Annotated in this window: 18 protein-coding genes; 8 read left to right on the top strand and 10 right to left on the bottom strand. The window is 56.9% G+C overall.

What is annotated here, in order from left to right; all coding sequences use genetic code 11:
* Positions 1-78 precede the first annotated feature (78 nt).
* Positions 79-894: a TIGR00282 family metallophosphoesterase gene (locus tag GOV89_RS00800; protein ID WP_171235466.1), complete on the bottom strand. Its 816-nt coding sequence runs from the start codon at positions 892-894 to the stop codon at positions 79-81.
* Positions 895-1027: 133 nt separating this feature from the next.
* Here GOV89_RS00800 and GOV89_RS00795 point away from each other — a divergent pair, with 133 nt between their 5' ends.
* Complete coding sequence (locus GOV89_RS00795; RefSeq protein WP_171175491.1) at positions 1028-1255, top strand: DUF333 domain-containing protein; 228 nt, start codon at positions 1028-1030, stop codon at positions 1253-1255.
* 3 nt (positions 1256-1258) lie between these two features.
* Here the strand turns inward: GOV89_RS00795 and GOV89_RS00790 are convergent, their stop codons facing one another.
* Together GOV89_RS00790 and mgtE are read right to left on the bottom strand one after the other, a co-directional pair.
* Complete coding sequence (locus GOV89_RS00790) at positions 1259-1816, bottom strand: 5-formyltetrahydrofolate cyclo-ligase (RefSeq protein WP_171175493.1); 558 nt, start codon at positions 1814-1816, stop codon at positions 1259-1261.
* The gene (mgtE, locus tag GOV89_RS00785) at positions 1813-3207 is read right to left on the bottom strand and encodes a magnesium transporter (protein WP_171175495.1); all 1395 of its coding nucleotides are present in this window, start codon (positions 3205-3207) and stop codon (positions 1813-1815) included. Before mgtE ends, GOV89_RS00790 begins: the two co-directional genes overlap by 4 nt.
* A gap of 139 nt (positions 3208-3346) precedes the next feature.
* Here mgtE and guaD point away from each other — a divergent pair, with 139 nt between their 5' ends.
* A complete protein-coding gene (gene guaD / locus GOV89_RS00780) occupies positions 3347-4633 on the top strand; it encodes a guanine deaminase (protein WP_171175497.1) in 1287 nt (428 codons plus the stop codon).
* Here guaD and GOV89_RS00775 read toward each other — a convergent pair.
* From GOV89_RS00775 to GOV89_RS00765, 3 genes are all read right to left on the bottom strand, one after another.
* Positions 4630-5964 carry an 8-oxoguanine deaminase gene (locus GOV89_RS00775; protein WP_171237203.1) on the bottom strand — a complete coding sequence of 445 codons (1335 nt, stop codon included), beginning with the start codon at positions 5962-5964 and terminating at the stop codon, positions 4630-4632. The two genes, guaD and GOV89_RS00775, sit on opposite strands and share 4 nt — an antisense overlap.
* 114 nt (positions 5965-6078) lie before the next feature.
* Entirely contained in the window at positions 6079-6870 is a 792-nt protein-coding gene (gene hisN, locus GOV89_RS00770; RefSeq protein WP_171237202.1) for a histidinol-phosphatase, read from the bottom strand.
* A 40-nt stretch (positions 6871-6910) separates the two neighbouring features.
* Positions 6911-7282: a helix-turn-helix domain-containing protein gene (locus GOV89_RS00765; protein ID WP_171175504.1), complete on the bottom strand. Its 372-nt coding sequence runs from the start codon at positions 7280-7282 to the stop codon at positions 6911-6913.
* A gap of 332 nt (positions 7283-7614) precedes the next feature.
* Between GOV89_RS00765 and GOV89_RS00760 the strand changes: the two genes are divergently transcribed.
* Entirely contained in the window at positions 7615-8571 is a 957-nt protein-coding gene (locus GOV89_RS00760) for an NADPH:quinone oxidoreductase family protein (RefSeq protein WP_171175506.1), read from the top strand.
* Positions 8572-8577: 6 nt separating this feature from the next.
* Here the strand turns inward: GOV89_RS00760 and GOV89_RS00755 are convergent, their stop codons facing one another.
* The gene (locus GOV89_RS00755; RefSeq protein WP_171175507.1) at positions 8578-9459 is read right to left on the bottom strand and encodes a LysR family transcriptional regulator; all 882 of its coding nucleotides are present in this window, start codon (positions 9457-9459) and stop codon (positions 8578-8580) included.
* 127 nt (positions 9460-9586) lie between these two features.
* Here GOV89_RS00755 and GOV89_RS00750 point away from each other — a divergent pair, with 127 nt between their 5' ends.
* Together GOV89_RS00750 and GOV89_RS00745 are read left to right on the top strand one after the other, a co-directional pair.
* Positions 9587-9796 (top strand): DUF1127 domain-containing protein, encoded by a 210-nt coding sequence (locus GOV89_RS00750; protein WP_171175509.1) that lies wholly within the window; start codon positions 9587-9589, stop codon positions 9794-9796.
* A gap of 183 nt (positions 9797-9979) precedes the next feature.
* The gene (locus GOV89_RS00745) at positions 9980-10759 is read left to right on the top strand and encodes a Bax inhibitor-1/YccA family protein (protein WP_171175511.1); all 780 of its coding nucleotides are present in this window, start codon (positions 9980-9982) and stop codon (positions 10757-10759) included.
* A gap of 136 nt (positions 10760-10895) precedes the next feature.
* On the opposite strand, the gene GOV89_RS00740 is transcribed toward GOV89_RS00745, so the two are convergent.
* The 3 genes from GOV89_RS00740 to GOV89_RS00730 all read right to left on the bottom strand — a co-directional run bounded on the left by GOV89_RS00740 (position 10896) and on the right by GOV89_RS00730 (position 12622).
* Positions 10896-11402: a hypothetical protein gene (locus GOV89_RS00740; RefSeq protein ID WP_171175513.1), complete on the bottom strand. Its 507-nt coding sequence runs from the start codon at positions 11400-11402 to the stop codon at positions 10896-10898.
* 217 nt (positions 11403-11619) lie between these two features.
* A complete protein-coding gene (gene rpmG, locus GOV89_RS00735) occupies positions 11620-11787 on the bottom strand; it encodes a 50S ribosomal protein L33 (protein ID WP_037309480.1) in 168 nt (55 codons plus the stop codon).
* 127 nt (positions 11788-11914) lie between these two features.
* Entirely contained in the window at positions 11915-12622 is a 708-nt protein-coding gene (locus GOV89_RS00730) for a DUF533 domain-containing protein (protein ID WP_171175515.1), read from the bottom strand.
* 266 nt (positions 12623-12888) lie between these two features.
* Between GOV89_RS00730 and GOV89_RS00725 the strand changes: the two genes are divergently transcribed.
* The 3 genes from GOV89_RS00725 to GOV89_RS00715 all read left to right on the top strand — a co-directional run bounded on the left by GOV89_RS00725 (position 12889) and on the right by GOV89_RS00715 (position 14780).
* Positions 12889-13524 (top strand): DUF1326 domain-containing protein, encoded by a 636-nt coding sequence (locus GOV89_RS00725; protein WP_171175517.1) that lies wholly within the window; start codon positions 12889-12891, stop codon positions 13522-13524.
* A gap of 13 nt (positions 13525-13537) precedes the next feature.
* Complete coding sequence (locus GOV89_RS00720) at positions 13538-14380, top strand: DUF2182 domain-containing protein (protein WP_171175519.1); 843 nt, start codon at positions 13538-13540, stop codon at positions 14378-14380.
* A gap of 67 nt (positions 14381-14447) precedes the next feature.
* Positions 14448-14780, top strand: coding sequence for a GYD domain-containing protein (locus GOV89_RS00715; protein WP_171175521.1), 333 nt, complete (start codon positions 14448-14450; stop codon positions 14778-14780).
* Positions 14781-14783 lie beyond the last annotated feature (3 nt).

Here is a 14783-nt window from a genome sequence, read left to right as displayed (position 1 = left end):
TCTGTCCGAACCCGGGCCCAAGCGCCTGATGACATGCAGTTTCACGCATTGCGCACGGCAGAGCAAGCCTGACGTTTGTTATTCAGGCCCAGCTTGTTCCAAACGCCCCCCGACGCGCACCATATGCACAGATTTTGCCCGCCCGTCGCGATCATCGGTTTCCACGAAAACGCCGCTTAGCGTTGCTTCACCATTTGCAGGGGTGAACCTCGCCTTGGGCATACCGGTGATGAAGCGGCGCATCGGTTCCTGCTTGTCCATCCCGATGACCGAGTCGTAGTCTCCGCACATGCCTGCATCTGTCAGATAGCCTGTACCACCCGGCAATATCTGAGAATCTGCGGTCGGCACATGAGTGTGCGTTCCTACAACGAGGCTGGCACGTTTATCGCAATAATGGCCCATCGCCATTTTCTCGGACGTCGCCTCGCAATGCATGTCCACGATGATGGCTTGCGCCTGCCCCCCGCGAGGATGCGACTTCAGGATCGGTTCGATGGCCGAGAACGGATCGTCAAAGGGCCGTTTCATGAAAACCTGCCCAAGCACCTGCGCGACCAGAACCTTGCGCCCACCCGGTGCATTGAACAGCCGATGCCCCCGCCCCGGTGCGCCTTTGGCAAAGTTCACCGGGCGCACGATGCGCTGCTCTTTCTCGATATATTGCAACATGTCCTTCTGATCGAAGGCATGATCACCCAGCGTCAGGCAATCCGCACCCGCATCCAGAAGCAGCTTGGCGTGATCGCCGCTCAGGCCCATACCGTTCGACGCGTTTTCGCCGTTGACCACAACAAAATCCAGCCGCCATTCATCGCGCAGGCGCGGCAAGTGCTGCTGAACGGCGGCGCGGCCCGCGCGCCCCATGACGTCACCAAGAAACAAAATCCTCATGATCCGGGTCGTAGGGGCTGTGCAGGGCAATAACAAGGCGGAAGCATGAAATTTGCCGCAGAGTTGAGGGTTGAATTCACATTCACCTGTGGCAATATTTTTGAAGAGCGTTTGAAAATAGAAGGAATTCTTCGTGAAATCTTTAGTTTTACTGACGGCCAGCGTCTTGTTTGCTTCGGCTGCCGTTGCCGAAGGCACCAAAACCTCCATGCCCAACCCCGCAGCAACATTTTGCATCGAAAACGACGGGACTTATCAACTTCGGAAAAACGAAGACGGCAGCGTTTTTGGTGTCTGCATTCTGACAGACGGCACCGAAATTGATGCCTGGGATTACTTGCGCAGCCATTTCGAGCAATAACAGCTAGAAGGTCAGCACCCGGCTTTCCGTGATGACCATATCCAACGGTTGGTCTGTTGGCTCCAACGGCAGGCCCTCTGTTTCCTGCGCATCAAAGGCAAAACCGATGGCCAGCGTCGGGCGCTTGGCGCGCAAACCTTCCAGCGTGCGGTCATAGAACCCGCCGCCATAGCCCAGCCGACCACCATTTGCATCAAACGCGACCAGCGGCACGATCAGAATCTCGGGGTCGAAATAGTCATCCACCTCGGGCACTTTGGCTCCGAACGGGCCATCTTTTAGTACACCTTCGGGCGTCCAGCGAGAGAATTTCAAAGGTTGACCAGCGGCCTGAATGACCGGCACGCCAACCGGCCCGTAAGCCGATGCCTCGGCCATCGCGGGCAGAGGGTCGATCTCGGTCCGGATCGGCATATAGCCTGACATGGGTACGCCCCGGTGCCCCGCCAGAACCTCGGATAGCCGTCCGGCCGCACCGGGCAAACGCGTATCAAATGCAGCCTTGCGGCGGGCAAAGGCCGCTTTGCGGGCTGCGGCCTTGATTTCGGTCAGATCGGTCACAAGAGCACCACGCTGGCAAGGCCAAGAAAGATGAAGAACCCCATGACATCCGTTGTGGTTGTCACAAAGGTTCCGGACGCCAGCGCCGGGTCAACACCCAAACGGTCCAGCACGACAGGTACTACCGTACCCGCGAACCCGGCGATGATCATGTTCACGACCAAGGCAGAGCCGATCACGACACCCAATAGCGGAGAGTCAAACCACAACATCCCCACGGTACCCAACACGATGGCAAAGCATAGCCCGTTGAGCATGCCGACCAACAATTCGCGCCGGATAACACGCATTACGTTTGCATTGGTCAGGTCTCGCGTCGCCAGAGCACGTACGGCCACCGTCAGCGATTGTGTGCCCGCGTTACCACCCATTGACGCGACAATGGGCATCAGGATGGCCAGCGCGACCAGTTGATCAATCGCGGCCTCAAACTGTGAAATCACCAGCGAAGCACAGATCGCCGTACATAGGTTCACCGCCAACCAAGGCAGCCGCCGTCGGCTTGTCGCCGCCACACTGTCGGAAATGGAGCTTTCGTCGCTCACGCCAGCGAGGCGCAGGATGTCTTCTTCGTGTTCCTCATCCAAAACAACCATTGCGTCGTCGATGGTGATAACACCAACCAGACGACCATCAGAATCCACCACCGGTGACGAGATCAGATGGTACTGGTTGAAGGCATACGCCACGTCTTCTTCGTCCTGATCGACGGGGATGATGTGAAATTCTTCTTCCGCCAGATCGGTTAGCGGTACTTCGCGCCGCGTCGCCATCAGCTTACCCAAAGTCACCTGTGCCACTGGCTTCAGGCGCGGATCGACCAGCACCACGTGATAAAACTGCTCGGGCAGATCATCATTGGCGCGCATGAAATCAATCGTTTGCCCGACGGTCCAATGCTCGGGCGCCATGACGACCTCGCGCTGCATGAGACGGCCGGCCGAATTTTCAGGGTAGGACAGCGCCTGTTCGGCGGCGATCCGTTCGGAATCCTCCAGCGCATCCAGGATGGTTTCCTGCTGAGGCTCCTCAAGGTCCTCAAGCAGGTCGACGACATCGTCGCTTTCCATCTCGCGCACGGCTTCAGCCAGAACATCCGGGTTCAGGACCGATATCACCTCTTCGCGGACCGATTCATCCAGTTCGGACAGGATGTCGCCGTCAAATTCCTTGTCATACAGGCGGATCAGGCGGGACCGGTCAAACGGGTTGATCTGCTCAAGAAGGTCCGCGATGTCCGCCGCGTGCAGCGGCTCCATCAGCTCAATCAGCTTGTCGCGGTCGTCGATATCCACCGCATAGAGGATTCCCGCCACAACCTTGGGGTCCAGCGCATAGGCGTCCTCGTCCCGGGGCAGATCGTGTCCGGCTTCGTCACTGCCTGTCGTCATGCGCTGCCCCCTTGTCTCGGCGATTGGCCCCTAAATAGAAGAAGCAGCTACAGGAAAACAATGACAATGCGCCAATTTACCCACTTCTTTCGTCCGCCTATGCTGATGTGCGGTTCAAATGAGGTGGAGAACAGGGCAAATGGCGCAAAAGACGCTTTTGAAGGGGCGCGTTCTGAGTTTCACAGGTTCACCTTTTGAAGGAGAGCCGACCGACGCCACACGACTGCACGAAGCGGTTGTGATCGAAGACGGGCGCATCGCCGATGTTGGCACCGCCGATACGTTGACGCAGGCTCACCCCGATGCAGCCACCAAGGACCATGGCAACCATCTGATCATGGCAGGGTTTGTTGACCCGCATGTGCATTACCCCCAGACGGCTATGATCGCCAGTTGGGGGAAGCGGCTGATTGACTGGCTGAACACCTACACCTTCCCGGAAGAGATGAAGTTTGGCGATCCGGACTATGCAACCGAGATCGCCAATCGTTACCTGGACCTGACCACCGCACATGGCACCACTACGATGTGCAGCTTTTGCACAATCCACCCCGAAAGTGTGGATGCGTTCTTTACCGCAGCGCAGCAGCGTGGGCAGCGGGTGGTGGCGGGCAAGACATGCATGGACCGCAATGCGCCCGAAGGTCTGCGAGACACAGCGCAGACTGCTTACGATCAATCAGCAGCCCTGCTGGAAAAGTGGCATCGTATCGACCGGCTGTCCTATGCCATCACCCCGCGCTTTTCGCCGACCTCAACCCCGGAACAGCTGGAAGCGATGGGCGCGCTGTGGGCCGAACATCCACATTGCCTGATGCAAACCCATCTGAGCGAGCAAACGGATGAAATCGAATGGGTTCAATCCCTGTTCCCCGACGCGCGGGATTATCTTGATACCTACGAAAAGTTCGGTCTGTTGGGCCAGAACGGTCTTTATGGACACGTCATCCATCTGGAGGACCGGGAGCGGGATCGGCTGCGCGAAGTTGATGCCTCACTGATCCACTGCCCCACTTCGAACACCTTCATCGGTTCGGGTCTGTTTGACATGAATGGGCTAATCCATGATGGCCACCGCGTCGGTCTGGCCACGGATACAGGCGGCGGGTCCAGTTTCTCGATGCTGCGCACAATGGCGGCAGCCTATGAAATCGGCCAACTGCGTGGCCGCCCGCTGCATCCGGCGCAATTGCTGTGGCTGGGCACCGTCGGGTCCGCGCGGAGCCTGCGCATGGATGACTGCATCGGCAATGTCGCACCGGGGATGGAGGCGGATCTGGTTGTGCTCGACCTCGCCTCGACCCCAGCCATTGCCCAGCGCGAGGCCCATGCAAACGATGTGTGGGAGGCAGTCTTCCCGACCATCATGATGGGTGATGATCGGGCCGTGGCCGAGGTTTGGATCGGCGGGCAACAGGCTGCTTAAGCCTGCAACGCCCGCGCAAGCGCATTCTGACGCTCGATCACACGGGGCAGATCAATCGTAGTGATATGCCCATCCCGCACAATCTGACGGCCTTCAACAAACAGATGTTTCACGGTCATTGGCCCCGCCAACAGCAACGCTGCAGGATCCCAACTGCCTGCGCTTTCGATGCAACGTGTGTCCCACACTGCGATATCCGCACGTTTACCGGGCATAAGCCGGCCGCAATCGGTGCGGCCCAGCACATCAGCCCCGCCACGTGTCGCGATCTCCAACGCTTCTCGCGCCGACATGGCGTCTGCGCCGCTGGCCACTCGCTGCAGCAGCATCGCCTGCCGCGCTTCCAACATCAGGTTGCCATTGTCATTGCTGGCCGAGCCGTCCGCGCCAAGACCAACCTTGACGCCTGCGTCACGCATCGCCCGAACTGGCGCGATGCCAGATCCAAGGCGGCAATTCGAACAGGGGCAGTGGGCCACACCTGTTTTGGTGCGCGAGAACAGATCAATTTCGGCCCCATCCAGTTTGACACAATGGGCGTGCCAGACATCGGGGCCGGTCCAGCCTAAATCTTCGGCATACTGACCGGGGCGGCACCCGAACTGCGCCTGCGAATAAGCAATGTCCTCATCATTTTCAGCCAAATGCGTATGAAGCATCACACCTTTGTCTCGCGCCAGCAAAGCTGCATCGCGCATCAGCTCACGGCTGACAGAGAACGGCGAACACGGGGCAAGGCCAACGCGGCACATCGACCCTTCTAACGGGTCATGAAACGCGTCAACAACCCGGATCATATCGTCCAGAATGGCGGCTTCCTGTTCAACAAGGCTGTCCGGCGGCAGTCCACCATCGCTCTCGCCGATGCTCATCGCGCCACGCGTTGGGTGGAACCGCATCCCCAGCTCGGACGCAGCAGAAATCGTGTCTTCGAGCCGCGCGCCGTTGGGGTAGAGATAAAGGTGATCGGAGCTGAGCGTACAGCCCGAAAGCGCCAGTTCAGCCAAGCCAATCTGGGCAGAGGTGAACATCTCATCCGGTCCGAACCTTGCCCAGATCGGGTAAAGCGTTTGCAGCCACCCAAACAGCAACGCATCCTGACCGCCCGGAACGGCACGGGTCAGGGTTTGGTAAAGGTGGTGATGGGTGTTCACCAGACCGGGTGTCACCAGACAGCCCGAGGCATCGTGAACTTCGCCCTGCGCCTGCAAGCCCTTCCCGATCTGGGCAATCTGCCCCTCGCGGATCAGAATGTCAGCCCCAGACAATTCCCGCCGGGTGTCGTCCATCGTCAGGATAAGGTCAGCGTTCTTGAGTAGGATTTCGGTCATATCGCTCTCCTGCATCTGCCCGTTTCATGCAAGGAGTGCGTTGGCCGGCGGAAAACGGGCTCAAGAACCGGCTATTTACGGTTTAACCGCCATTCGTGTGCGCGGCAACAGTGTTCAGAATCGGCGCAGTATCTCAAGGGCTGCGGCGTGAAGCTCTGCGTTCGCGGCAGCCAAGGCACGACCACCATCATGCGCTGGGCCACCTTGCCAATCTGTCACGATCCCCCCTGCCGCTTGAATTACAGCGATAGGTGCTTGAATGTCGTAAGAGTTCAGGCCAGCCTCAATCACCAGATCCGCCTGTCCTGCGGCCAGAAGCGCATAGGCGTAACAATCCATTCCATACCGCGTTAGTTGCACCTGCTCGGATACGGCCTGAAACCCGGCCCGGTCTTTTGAGGTGCCGACCTCGGGAAATGTGGTGAACAAAGTAGCCTGATCCAGTGTTCTGGTATCGCGCGTTTGCATTTTACTGGTGCCCAAAGGCCCGGTCAAATGAGCGCCGGATGGCGATCCTATGAAACGCTCTCCGATATAGGGTTGATCGATGACCCCCATAAATGGCCCATCGTGATCGCTCAGCGCAATCAGAACACCCCAGGTTGGCGTTCCGCTGATAAAGCCGCGGGTCCCATCGATAGGGTCCAATACCCAAGTGCGGCCACTGGAGCCTTTATGCGCACCAAACTCTTCGCCCAGAATACCGTCTTCTGGGCGCTGCCGGGACAGAACCTCTCGCATCGCTTGCTCGGCGGCGCGGTCAGCCACCGTTACAGGGTCAAACCCGTCGGTAAGCTTGTTTGACGTTTCAAGATTTGTTTGACGAAAAAACGGAAGAATGGCCGAACGTGCTGCTTCGGCCATTTCTTCGGCAATTTCGATGTCGCTTTGGATCGTTGGTTGCATCGCTCACAGGTGCGAGCAATGTCCAACAAAGTCAAGTCACTCAGGCGACGTCGCTGAGAACTCGCGCCAACTCGAACAGACGGCGACGCTGATTTTCCGGAATCGCATAGTATGAACGCACCAGATCCAATGCTTCCTTGTCGCCCATCAGGTCGGCAGGAACGGATTTTTTGTCCGATTCGCTTTTCTGGGTTTCTTCCAAACCTTCAAAGAAAAAGCTGACCGGCACTTCCAATGCCTCGGCAATATCCCACAGGCGAGAAGCGCTGATTCGGTTGGCTCCGGTTTCATATTTTTGAATTTGCTGAAACTTGATACCAACTTGCTGCGCCAACTGCTGTTGGGTCATGCCAATCAGCCAGCGGCGATGCCGAACGCGCTTGCCCACATGGACATCGACGTGATGAGTCATTGGTATTCTCCTATACTACACAAACATCTGCGTTGGAGGTCGCGACGTCCGCTATCGCAAAATTAGAGGGTTCCCCTTAATGCACCCCTAATACGGACTGTGCCGCCCCCCTAAACAGCACTAGGCGTTTATAATGCCGGTTTTTGAATTTTTTTCAAGACGGTTGAGTCATACCCCTTTTTGAAGGGTTGTGGTTGTATTGCGTTGCGCCCTACGTGCCCGGTTGCCTTGGTTGCAAGAAACCTGCTGGTTTCGCGTTGCCTCTGATGTACCAAACCAATTGACTTTCGCCACCTCACGCGTGCCTATGACCCAAAATTGCGAGGGGACAAATGCGGGCCTATAGCGTTCAATCTACCGGAGTACCGGCTGAGCTGTGCGATCTTGAAGTACCAACACCAACGAAGGGTCAAGTGCGGGTTGCGATCAAGGCGTGCGGTCTGAACTTCGCCGACCTGCTGATGCAAAAAGGCACTTATCAGGACACGCCCCCAGCCCCTTTTACCCTGGGCATGGAAATCGCGGGCGTTGTGGATGAAATCGGGCCCGACGTGTCGGGTTTGAAACCGGGCGATCGAATTGCGGTCTACTCCGGACAGGACGGGTTGGCTGAATACGGCGTGTTTGATGCCGAACGCGCGATCCCATTGCCTGATTGCATTAGCTTTGAAGAGGCCGCCGCAATCCAGATCGCCTATGGCACCAGTCACATGGCGCTGGATCATCGAGCGAGATTGCAACCGGGCGAGACACTTTTAGTGACTGGCGCTGCGGGCGGCGTTGGCTTGACTGCAGTCGAGATCGGCAAGCTCATGGGCGCGACAGTTATCGCGCAGGCGCGGGGCGAAGACAAACTTGCCGTGGCCCAGGCCGCAGGGGCCGATCATCTGATCGACGCCTCAGAAGACCTGAGAGAGCGGGTCAAAGCACTGGGCGGCGCGGATGTCGTCTATGATGCCATCGGCGGCGACGTGTTCAAAGCTGCGTTTCGTGCCACCAACCCCGAAGGCCGCTTGCTTCCAATTGGCTTCGCGGGGGGCGAGGTGCCGCAAATCCCTGCAAACCACTTGTTGGTCAAGAACCTGACCGTCATCGGTTTTTACATCGGCGGATACTTAAAATTCCGCCCCGAGGCCGTACGCAACAGCTTCGAAACCCTTTTCCGGTGGCACGCAGAAGGGCGCATAAAGCCGCATATCAGCCATACACTGCAACTTGAGGACGTCGCGCAGGGGATGCAACTGCTCAAAGAGCGGAAGTCGACGGGCAAGATTGTAATCACGCCCTGATCGCGTTTACCCCGCGACCGCACGCAATGGGGTGCTTCCAAGCATCCGAAAATTCTGGCGCACTAGCTGCGCCAGCGCCTCAACAACTGCGCCCCTGCCTGGCTCGCCGCCATAAAGGTTGATCATGTGGGCTGGCAGATCAGGCAGCGCGCCACCGGAATCGATTTGCTCGAGATGCGAAGCTTCGGTTCCGTCTAACATGGCGTTAACTGCAAGGTCAGCACTGACCGTGGCTTCGATCGTCCGGTCATTTTCGGTTTCAACTGACAGCTCCCAAGGAATTCCCGCCGCATCCAATGCCGAAATCACCTGTGGCCGGAACAGGCACCTACGCCCAAGTGCCAGCGGCAGCGGTTGTTTGCGCCACGCAGACCCACCCGGCGCACCAATCCAGCGTAAAGGAAGCTCTGCTATTGTCTCTGCCGCCTCAGCCGCAGATGGTTCAGTTGTCAGGATCAAATCGCATTCACCACGCTTGTACATATCTTTCAGCTGCAGCGAATACGATGACACCAATTGCACGCGCACGCGTGGAAAATCTACGTTGAACCGCTGCAAGACCCTTGGGATCGCAGGATAGACAATGTCATGGGGCACACCGAGAACAACCTCGCCTTCAAAAGCTTGATCCGTCAGACGACCGATCACCTCATCATTCAGGGCAATCATTCGGCGGGCGTAAGCCAGCAGCTGCTCGCCGGATGCAGTCAACGCAATGGTACGGCCGCTTCGATCCAACAACTCCAGACCTAAAAGCTCTTCCAAACGCTTCAATTGCATGGATACGGCAGATTGGGTCAGGTGCAGAAATCCGGCAGCACGTGTCACACCGCCCTGATCTGCAACGGCCACGAAGGATCGCAGGGTCGTAATGTCCAGATTTCGCATCTTCACGATTCCTTATGGATGACATCAAAAATATTCGTTTTGAAAATATGACACATGCATCCATATCTATCAAGGAAATTGATGTTGAAAACAAAAAGCATCGCGAAACCAGGAAAGGACAAAGACCATGACCCAAGTTGCACTTCACACGACTTGCAAGCCAGCCAACCGGTCCCTGATGGTGGGAATCTTTCAGGCAATCGAACTGACCCGGCAACGCCGCGCTCTGGCGCACCTGGACGATGCCGCGCTTGAGGATATCGGAGTGACCCGCGCTGAAGCCTCTGCTGAGGCGCGCCGGTTCTTCTGGGACGCACCTGATTTTTGGAAAAGATAACTTCAAAACTCATATTTTGAAGGCGATGGGTGGTGTTTCATCTCCCGTCGCCAAATTTGTTGCGTGTTTTAGTCGGTTTTCATCCGGAATCTCTTGAAACATAGCCTCTAGTTGCCGATATTTACTGGGAAACCGCCCCGCACTCTCGGGGCGACTAAGATATTCGACAAGGGAGACCCTTTGATGGCACAATTCGACACGATCCGGACGGTATCCGGCGCGCGCGCCGCCGAGATTGACGAGGGCCTGCGCGCCCACATGAACAAAGTCTACGGCACAATGTCCGTAGGCATGCTGATTACAGCACTGGCGGCCTGGGCGATTGCAGGTCTGGCAGTAACCAGCGATCCGTCCAATGCCGTAGCACAGATCGGCGCTGATCGATATCTAACCAGCCTCGGTGGTGCGCTGTTCCTGTCGCCACTAAAGTGGGTTGTAATGTTCGCCCCTCTGGCCTTCATCTTCTTTGGCTGGGGCGCTTTGATGCGTCGTGGCTCGGCCGCAACCGTACAGCTGGGCTTCTTCGCCTTCGCAGCGGTCATGGGCGTATCCATGAGCTCGATCTTCATGGTCTTCACGCCCTACTCGATTGCGCAGACCTTCCTGGTGACTGCAATCGCCTTTGCCGGCCTCAGCCTTTACGGTTACACCACGAAGCGTAACCTCAGCGGTATGGGCACCTTCCTGATGATGGGTGTGATCGGTCTGCTGGTTGCAATGATCATCAACTTGTTCCTGCAGTCTGGCGTCATGATGCTGGCTATTTCCGCCATCGGCATCCTGATTTTTGCTGGTCTGACCGCGTTCTACACGCAGGACATCAAGAACACCTACGTCGCACATGCTGCGCATGGCGACCAGGAGTGGCTGGACAAGGCGGCCTTTGACGGCGCGCTGAGCTTGTACATCTCGTTCCTGAACATGTTCCAGTTCCTGCTCATGTTCATGGGCCAACAGGAATAACAGCTGCGAAAAGACAATGATTACAGGGCCGGTTTTCACCGGCCCTTTTCTTTGCTTCAACAAACAACTTCGGGTCGCAAGAAAACGAAAAACCCCGCCGGACCGGCGGGGTTTTATTAGTCGAGTCGAAACGTGATCAGCTACAGTTCAGCGGAACGGCGAAACCTGAACTCCGCTCGGAAGTTCCTTTGCGGAATACATTGCCAGAGGGAAGGCATCCGGTGAATCGTTCAGTCTCTTCCGCAAAGCCGACCCCTATCGAGTTATCGACTTTTACGCTGTTCGTAGATGTACGCAAAACGCCGAACAAAGTGCCGTTGACATTGACTGTACTGAGGAACAGGTCTGTGTCGCTGCCCTCTAGCTGAACAGCTGTATTTGGCGTCTGCCCACCGTTGTCGATTGCCACTGACGCGACTTTGGATGGGTCGGTCTCATCGACCCGCAGCGTTACAGTTGGAAGTTTCGCCAGCTCTGCAGGCACGTTGGTCGCATCTGGAAGAAAGGCAACGGCGCCCGGTACATCGGAGATCGTGCGTGGCTCCCCATCGATTCCGGTAAATCCGACACCTTCGCGGTTAAACGGATCTTCACAAGCCGCTAGGGTCAGGACGGCGATTGTGGACAACAAGATTTTTTTCATGGCGCTCAACATTTTGTGGCGGTTTGCTGAAGCGTACTTGCAGGTCGCCTAAAAAAGCAAGCCGCAGCCGATGCGATTGCATCACGCGCTGATGCGCCTCTGCAACGGACCCAGATCGATCTGGTCCAATCTACTCAGCAGAAGACGGCGATGCAGAATAGAAAAAGGGCTCTGCCTGACAGAGCCCTTTTAAAAAATGTCCACGTGGAACGGCAGATTACTTGATCTTGCCTTCCTTGTACTCGACATGCTTGCGAACGACCGGATCGTATTTACGAATGGTCATTTTCTCGGTCATGGTACGCGCGTTTTTCTTGGTCACGTAGAAGTGGCCCGTGCCCGCGGTCGAGTTCAGGCGGATCTTGATTGTCGTCGGCTTCGCCATGGTTGTCTCCTGCGTCCGAAAAGGCAGGGGCCTTTCGGTTGAATTCCTATGAGCGTGCGCTTTTACGCGCTGCACCGTCTATGTCAAGGCCAATCGGCCGATGCAGTCACAGGAATCCCACTCGGCGTTAGTCCGGCAGAGTTGGTGCGCCCATAAAGGTGTGAATCTGGTCCCGTTCCGCGTCTGAAAGACCCAGCGCAGTGGACAATTGCCGCAGGTATGACGCTTCACGCGCGTTATCCAGACGAATAGCCGCCAAAGACGTTGCGTAAATCTGCGCTCTCAGCGGCGCGCCAGAATCAGCCGCCAATCCCATGACATCAATCGGTGCGTTCAACTGCTCTTGTACAAACGCCCGTTCCTCGTCGCTGATGTCGTCGCCCAATTCACCCAGAATGATTTCTTTTTCGTGATCATCCAGCTCGCCATCTGCCTTGGCCGCCTGAATCATGGCGCGCAGCATCAGTTTGGCTTGTGCTTCCATCGCTGCGCCTGCAGGTGTGCCGCTGAACACCGTTTCCATCATATCACCGGCCTGCTGGTTGGCGGTTTTGGCAGCCCCTTGCATGGCGTTCAACAAGCCGCCCAAACCGGCGGCTCCGGCGGCACTGCCACCAAGTCCCATCTTGCCCATCATGTCCTGAAGTCCCGCTGCCCCCCCGGGCAAGCCAAACTGCTCGGCCATTTTGCCCAGCTGGTCCATGCCAAATCCTCCACCAGAGCCCTGCATCATGTCTTGCAAGCCCGCCATGCCGCCCATCTTCTGATACTTGTCCATACCCTTGGCCGCAGCAAACCCAATGGCCACAGACGCCAGCGTTTTCATAAAGCTCATAACCAACCTCCCGGATCAAAAAACTGCACCTCAAATCTAACATTTGAATGTAGTGACGAATACAGTGTTCAACCCCAACGCGACTAAGGCCTGCGATAAAGCCTAAAATGCACGACTAAACCGCCATCAAGTTTGTCCATATCACGGATTCGTGATACGGTCTCGCATCCAAGAAGCCGAATTCAGGCTCATAGCCGAGGCAGCATCAACAGGACCGGCCTGTGTTGAGCAGAGTTCTTTAATGCGACTTTTCTTGGGGGGCTATCATGACAGAATGGGTTATCCAGGCCGAGGAACTGGCCAATTGCAATTGCAACTTCGGCTGTCCTTGCCAGTTCAGCGTTCTGCCGTCTCATGGCAATTGCGAAGCGGTTGTGGTCTTTGACATCCATAGCGGCCACTATGGTGACACCGATCTGGGCGGCCTTCGGGCGGCAGGTGTTTATCATTGGCCAGGCCCGATTCATGAAGGCAACGGTCAGATGCAACTGATCATTGATGAAAGCGCCTCAGCCGGTCAGCGGGCCGCGTTGCAGGCGATCATGACCGGAGAAGACACCGACGAAATGGCCACGTTCTGGTACGTCTTCAGCGCGATGGCTCCGACCAAGCATGAAACCTTATTCGTACCGATCGAACTGGACTGGAGCCGGGAAGATCGCACTGGATATGCAAAAGTCACCGGTGTTTTCGACGTCGAGGTCAACCCGATACCCCACATCGTCTCTGGGGCGCCCCATCGGGCATCGATCCAATTGCCAAACGGATTTGAGTACCGCCACGCCGAGGCTGCCTCGGGCACGGCAAAAACCACCGGCAGCGAGATCAGCCTGACTTTAGATGCCACCCATGCCCACCTGGCACATCTGAACATCTCGGGTCACGGCGTATTGGGCGCATAGCTTTGGATGTCTCATGACCAAGCAGAAATCGTCAGGCCAAGCCGGGGCAGTTGAGCGGCTGTTGCGGCAGGACACTGTGATCGTTTTGAGCAGTGTTTTTCTGATCATTCTGTGTGCCGCATGGTACACGGTCGCCGGGGTTGGGATGAACATGTCCGCAATCGAGATGACGCGGATGGCTGGCCCGATAGGTGAGCCCATGACCATGGGCTCTGCCACGCCTTGGAGCACCGGTTATGCCCTGCTGATCTTTCTCATGTGGTGGGTCATGATGATCGCGATGATGACCCCAAGCGCTGCCCCTGCAGTGCTTTTGTTCACCGCGCTCAAACGCGTTGGTCCAGACAAAGAGCGCACCGCGACTTACGGCCTAAGCTTTCTGTCGGGCTATCTCGTGGCGTGGGGGGCTTTCAGTCTTGCCGCTACCGCTTTGCAATGGGGTTTAGAACTCATCGGCCTGTCTGACGGACCGATGATGACAATCCGATCCTGCATTTTTGCGGGGACCGTTCTGCTGGCCTCAGGCATCTACCAGTTTTCAGAATTGAAGACCGCGTGTCTGCGTCATTGCCAAAGCCCTGCCCGATTTTTGGCTGACCACAACCATCCCGGTCTTTTGGGGGCGTTCAGAACAGGCGGCCTGCACGGAACCTATTGCTTGGGATGCTGCTGGGCGCTGATGCTGCTTCTGTTCGTCGGCGGTATCATGAACCTCTACTGGATCGCCGGGATCGCCGCTTATGTGGCGCTTGAAAAATTGCTGCCCACTGCCCGCTGGCTGGTTCCGGTCTCGGGTGTGGCGCTGATTGGCGCAGGTGTTTGGTTGATCACTTCCACGTTTCTTAGCGGCAGCTGACACCAATCGGCCCCTGGGGCCAGCCGATGCAATGGCCCCAATTGATTGTCACAACACGGAGGTTTCAATGCCAATTTTCATTACTTATGCATCTTACTCGCAAGCTGGCGTCAAAGGCATGTTGCAGAAGCCCGAGAACCGCACCGGCCCAGTAAAAACCTTGCTCGAGAAAGTCGGCGGCAGGCTGTTGTCTTTTTACATGACAACGGGCGGCAACGACGTTGTTGTGATCAGCGAAGCCCCCGACGGAACCGACGCTGTGGCCGTAGGCATGGCTGTTGCGGCGTCGGGTGCGGTGACAAATGTCGAAACGGTCCGCGCCTGGACAGCTGACGAGTTTGTTTCAATTACTGAAAAAGCGGCCAGGCTGACCGGAGCGTACACACCGCCCGGAGGGTAAAGG

The sequence above is a fragment of the Ruegeria sp. HKCCA5763 genome (assembly GCF_013034545.1).
In the GTDB taxonomy this organism is placed as follows: Bacteria; Pseudomonadota; Alphaproteobacteria; order Rhodobacterales; family Rhodobacteraceae; genus Ruegeria.
This window is presented reverse-complemented; position numbering and strand designations above follow the sequence as displayed.

Bases quoted from the DNA above. Each gene is read 5' to 3' on its own strand.
- rpmG (WP_037309480.1), bottom strand. From the start codon at position 11,787: ATGGCGAAGCCGACGACAATCAAGATCCGCCTGAACTCGACCGCGGGC.
- GOV89_RS00800 (WP_171235466.1), bottom strand. From the start codon at position 894: ATGAGGATTTTGTTTCTTGGTGACGTCATGGGGCGCGCGGGCCGCGCC.
- GOV89_RS00760 (WP_171175506.1), top strand. From the start codon at position 7,615: ATGCGGGCCTATAGCGTTCAATCTACCGGAGTACCGGCTGAGCTGTGC.
- GOV89_RS00715 (WP_171175521.1), top strand. From the start codon at position 14,448: ATGCCAATTTTCATTACTTATGCATCTTACTCGCAAGCTGGCGTCAAA.
- GOV89_RS00730 (WP_171175515.1), bottom strand. From the start codon at position 12,622: ATGAGCTTTATGAAAACGCTGGCGTCTGTGGCCATTGGGTTTGCTGCG.
- GOV89_RS00755 (WP_171175507.1), bottom strand. From the start codon at position 9,459: ATGCGAAATCTGGACATTACGACCCTGCGATCCTTCGTGGCCGTTGCA.
- GOV89_RS00745 (WP_171175511.1), top strand. From the start codon at position 9,980: ATGGCACAATTCGACACGATCCGGACGGTATCCGGCGCGCGCGCCGCC.
- hisN (WP_171237202.1), bottom strand. From the start codon at position 6,870: ATGCAACCAACGATCCAAAGCGACATCGAAATTGCCGAAGAAATGGCC.
- GOV89_RS00740 (WP_171175513.1), bottom strand. From the start codon at position 11,402: ATGAAAAAAATCTTGTTGTCCACAATCGCCGTCCTGACCCTAGCGGCT.
- GOV89_RS00775 (WP_171237203.1), bottom strand. From the start codon at position 5,964: ATGACCGAAATCCTACTCAAGAACGCTGACCTTATCCTGACGATGGAC.
- mgtE (WP_171175495.1), bottom strand. From the start codon at position 3,207: ATGACGACAGGCAGTGACGAAGCCGGACACGATCTGCCCCGGGACGAG.
- GOV89_RS00750 (WP_171175509.1), top strand. From the start codon at position 9,587: ATGACCCAAGTTGCACTTCACACGACTTGCAAGCCAGCCAACCGGTCC.
- GOV89_RS00725 (WP_171175517.1), top strand. From the start codon at position 12,889: ATGACAGAATGGGTTATCCAGGCCGAGGAACTGGCCAATTGCAATTGC.
- guaD (WP_171175497.1), top strand. From the start codon at position 3,347: ATGGCGCAAAAGACGCTTTTGAAGGGGCGCGTTCTGAGTTTCACAGGT.
- GOV89_RS00765 (WP_171175504.1), bottom strand. From the start codon at position 7,282: ATGACTCATCACGTCGATGTCCATGTGGGCAAGCGCGTTCGGCATCGC.
- GOV89_RS00720 (WP_171175519.1), top strand. From the start codon at position 13,538: ATGACCAAGCAGAAATCGTCAGGCCAAGCCGGGGCAGTTGAGCGGCTG.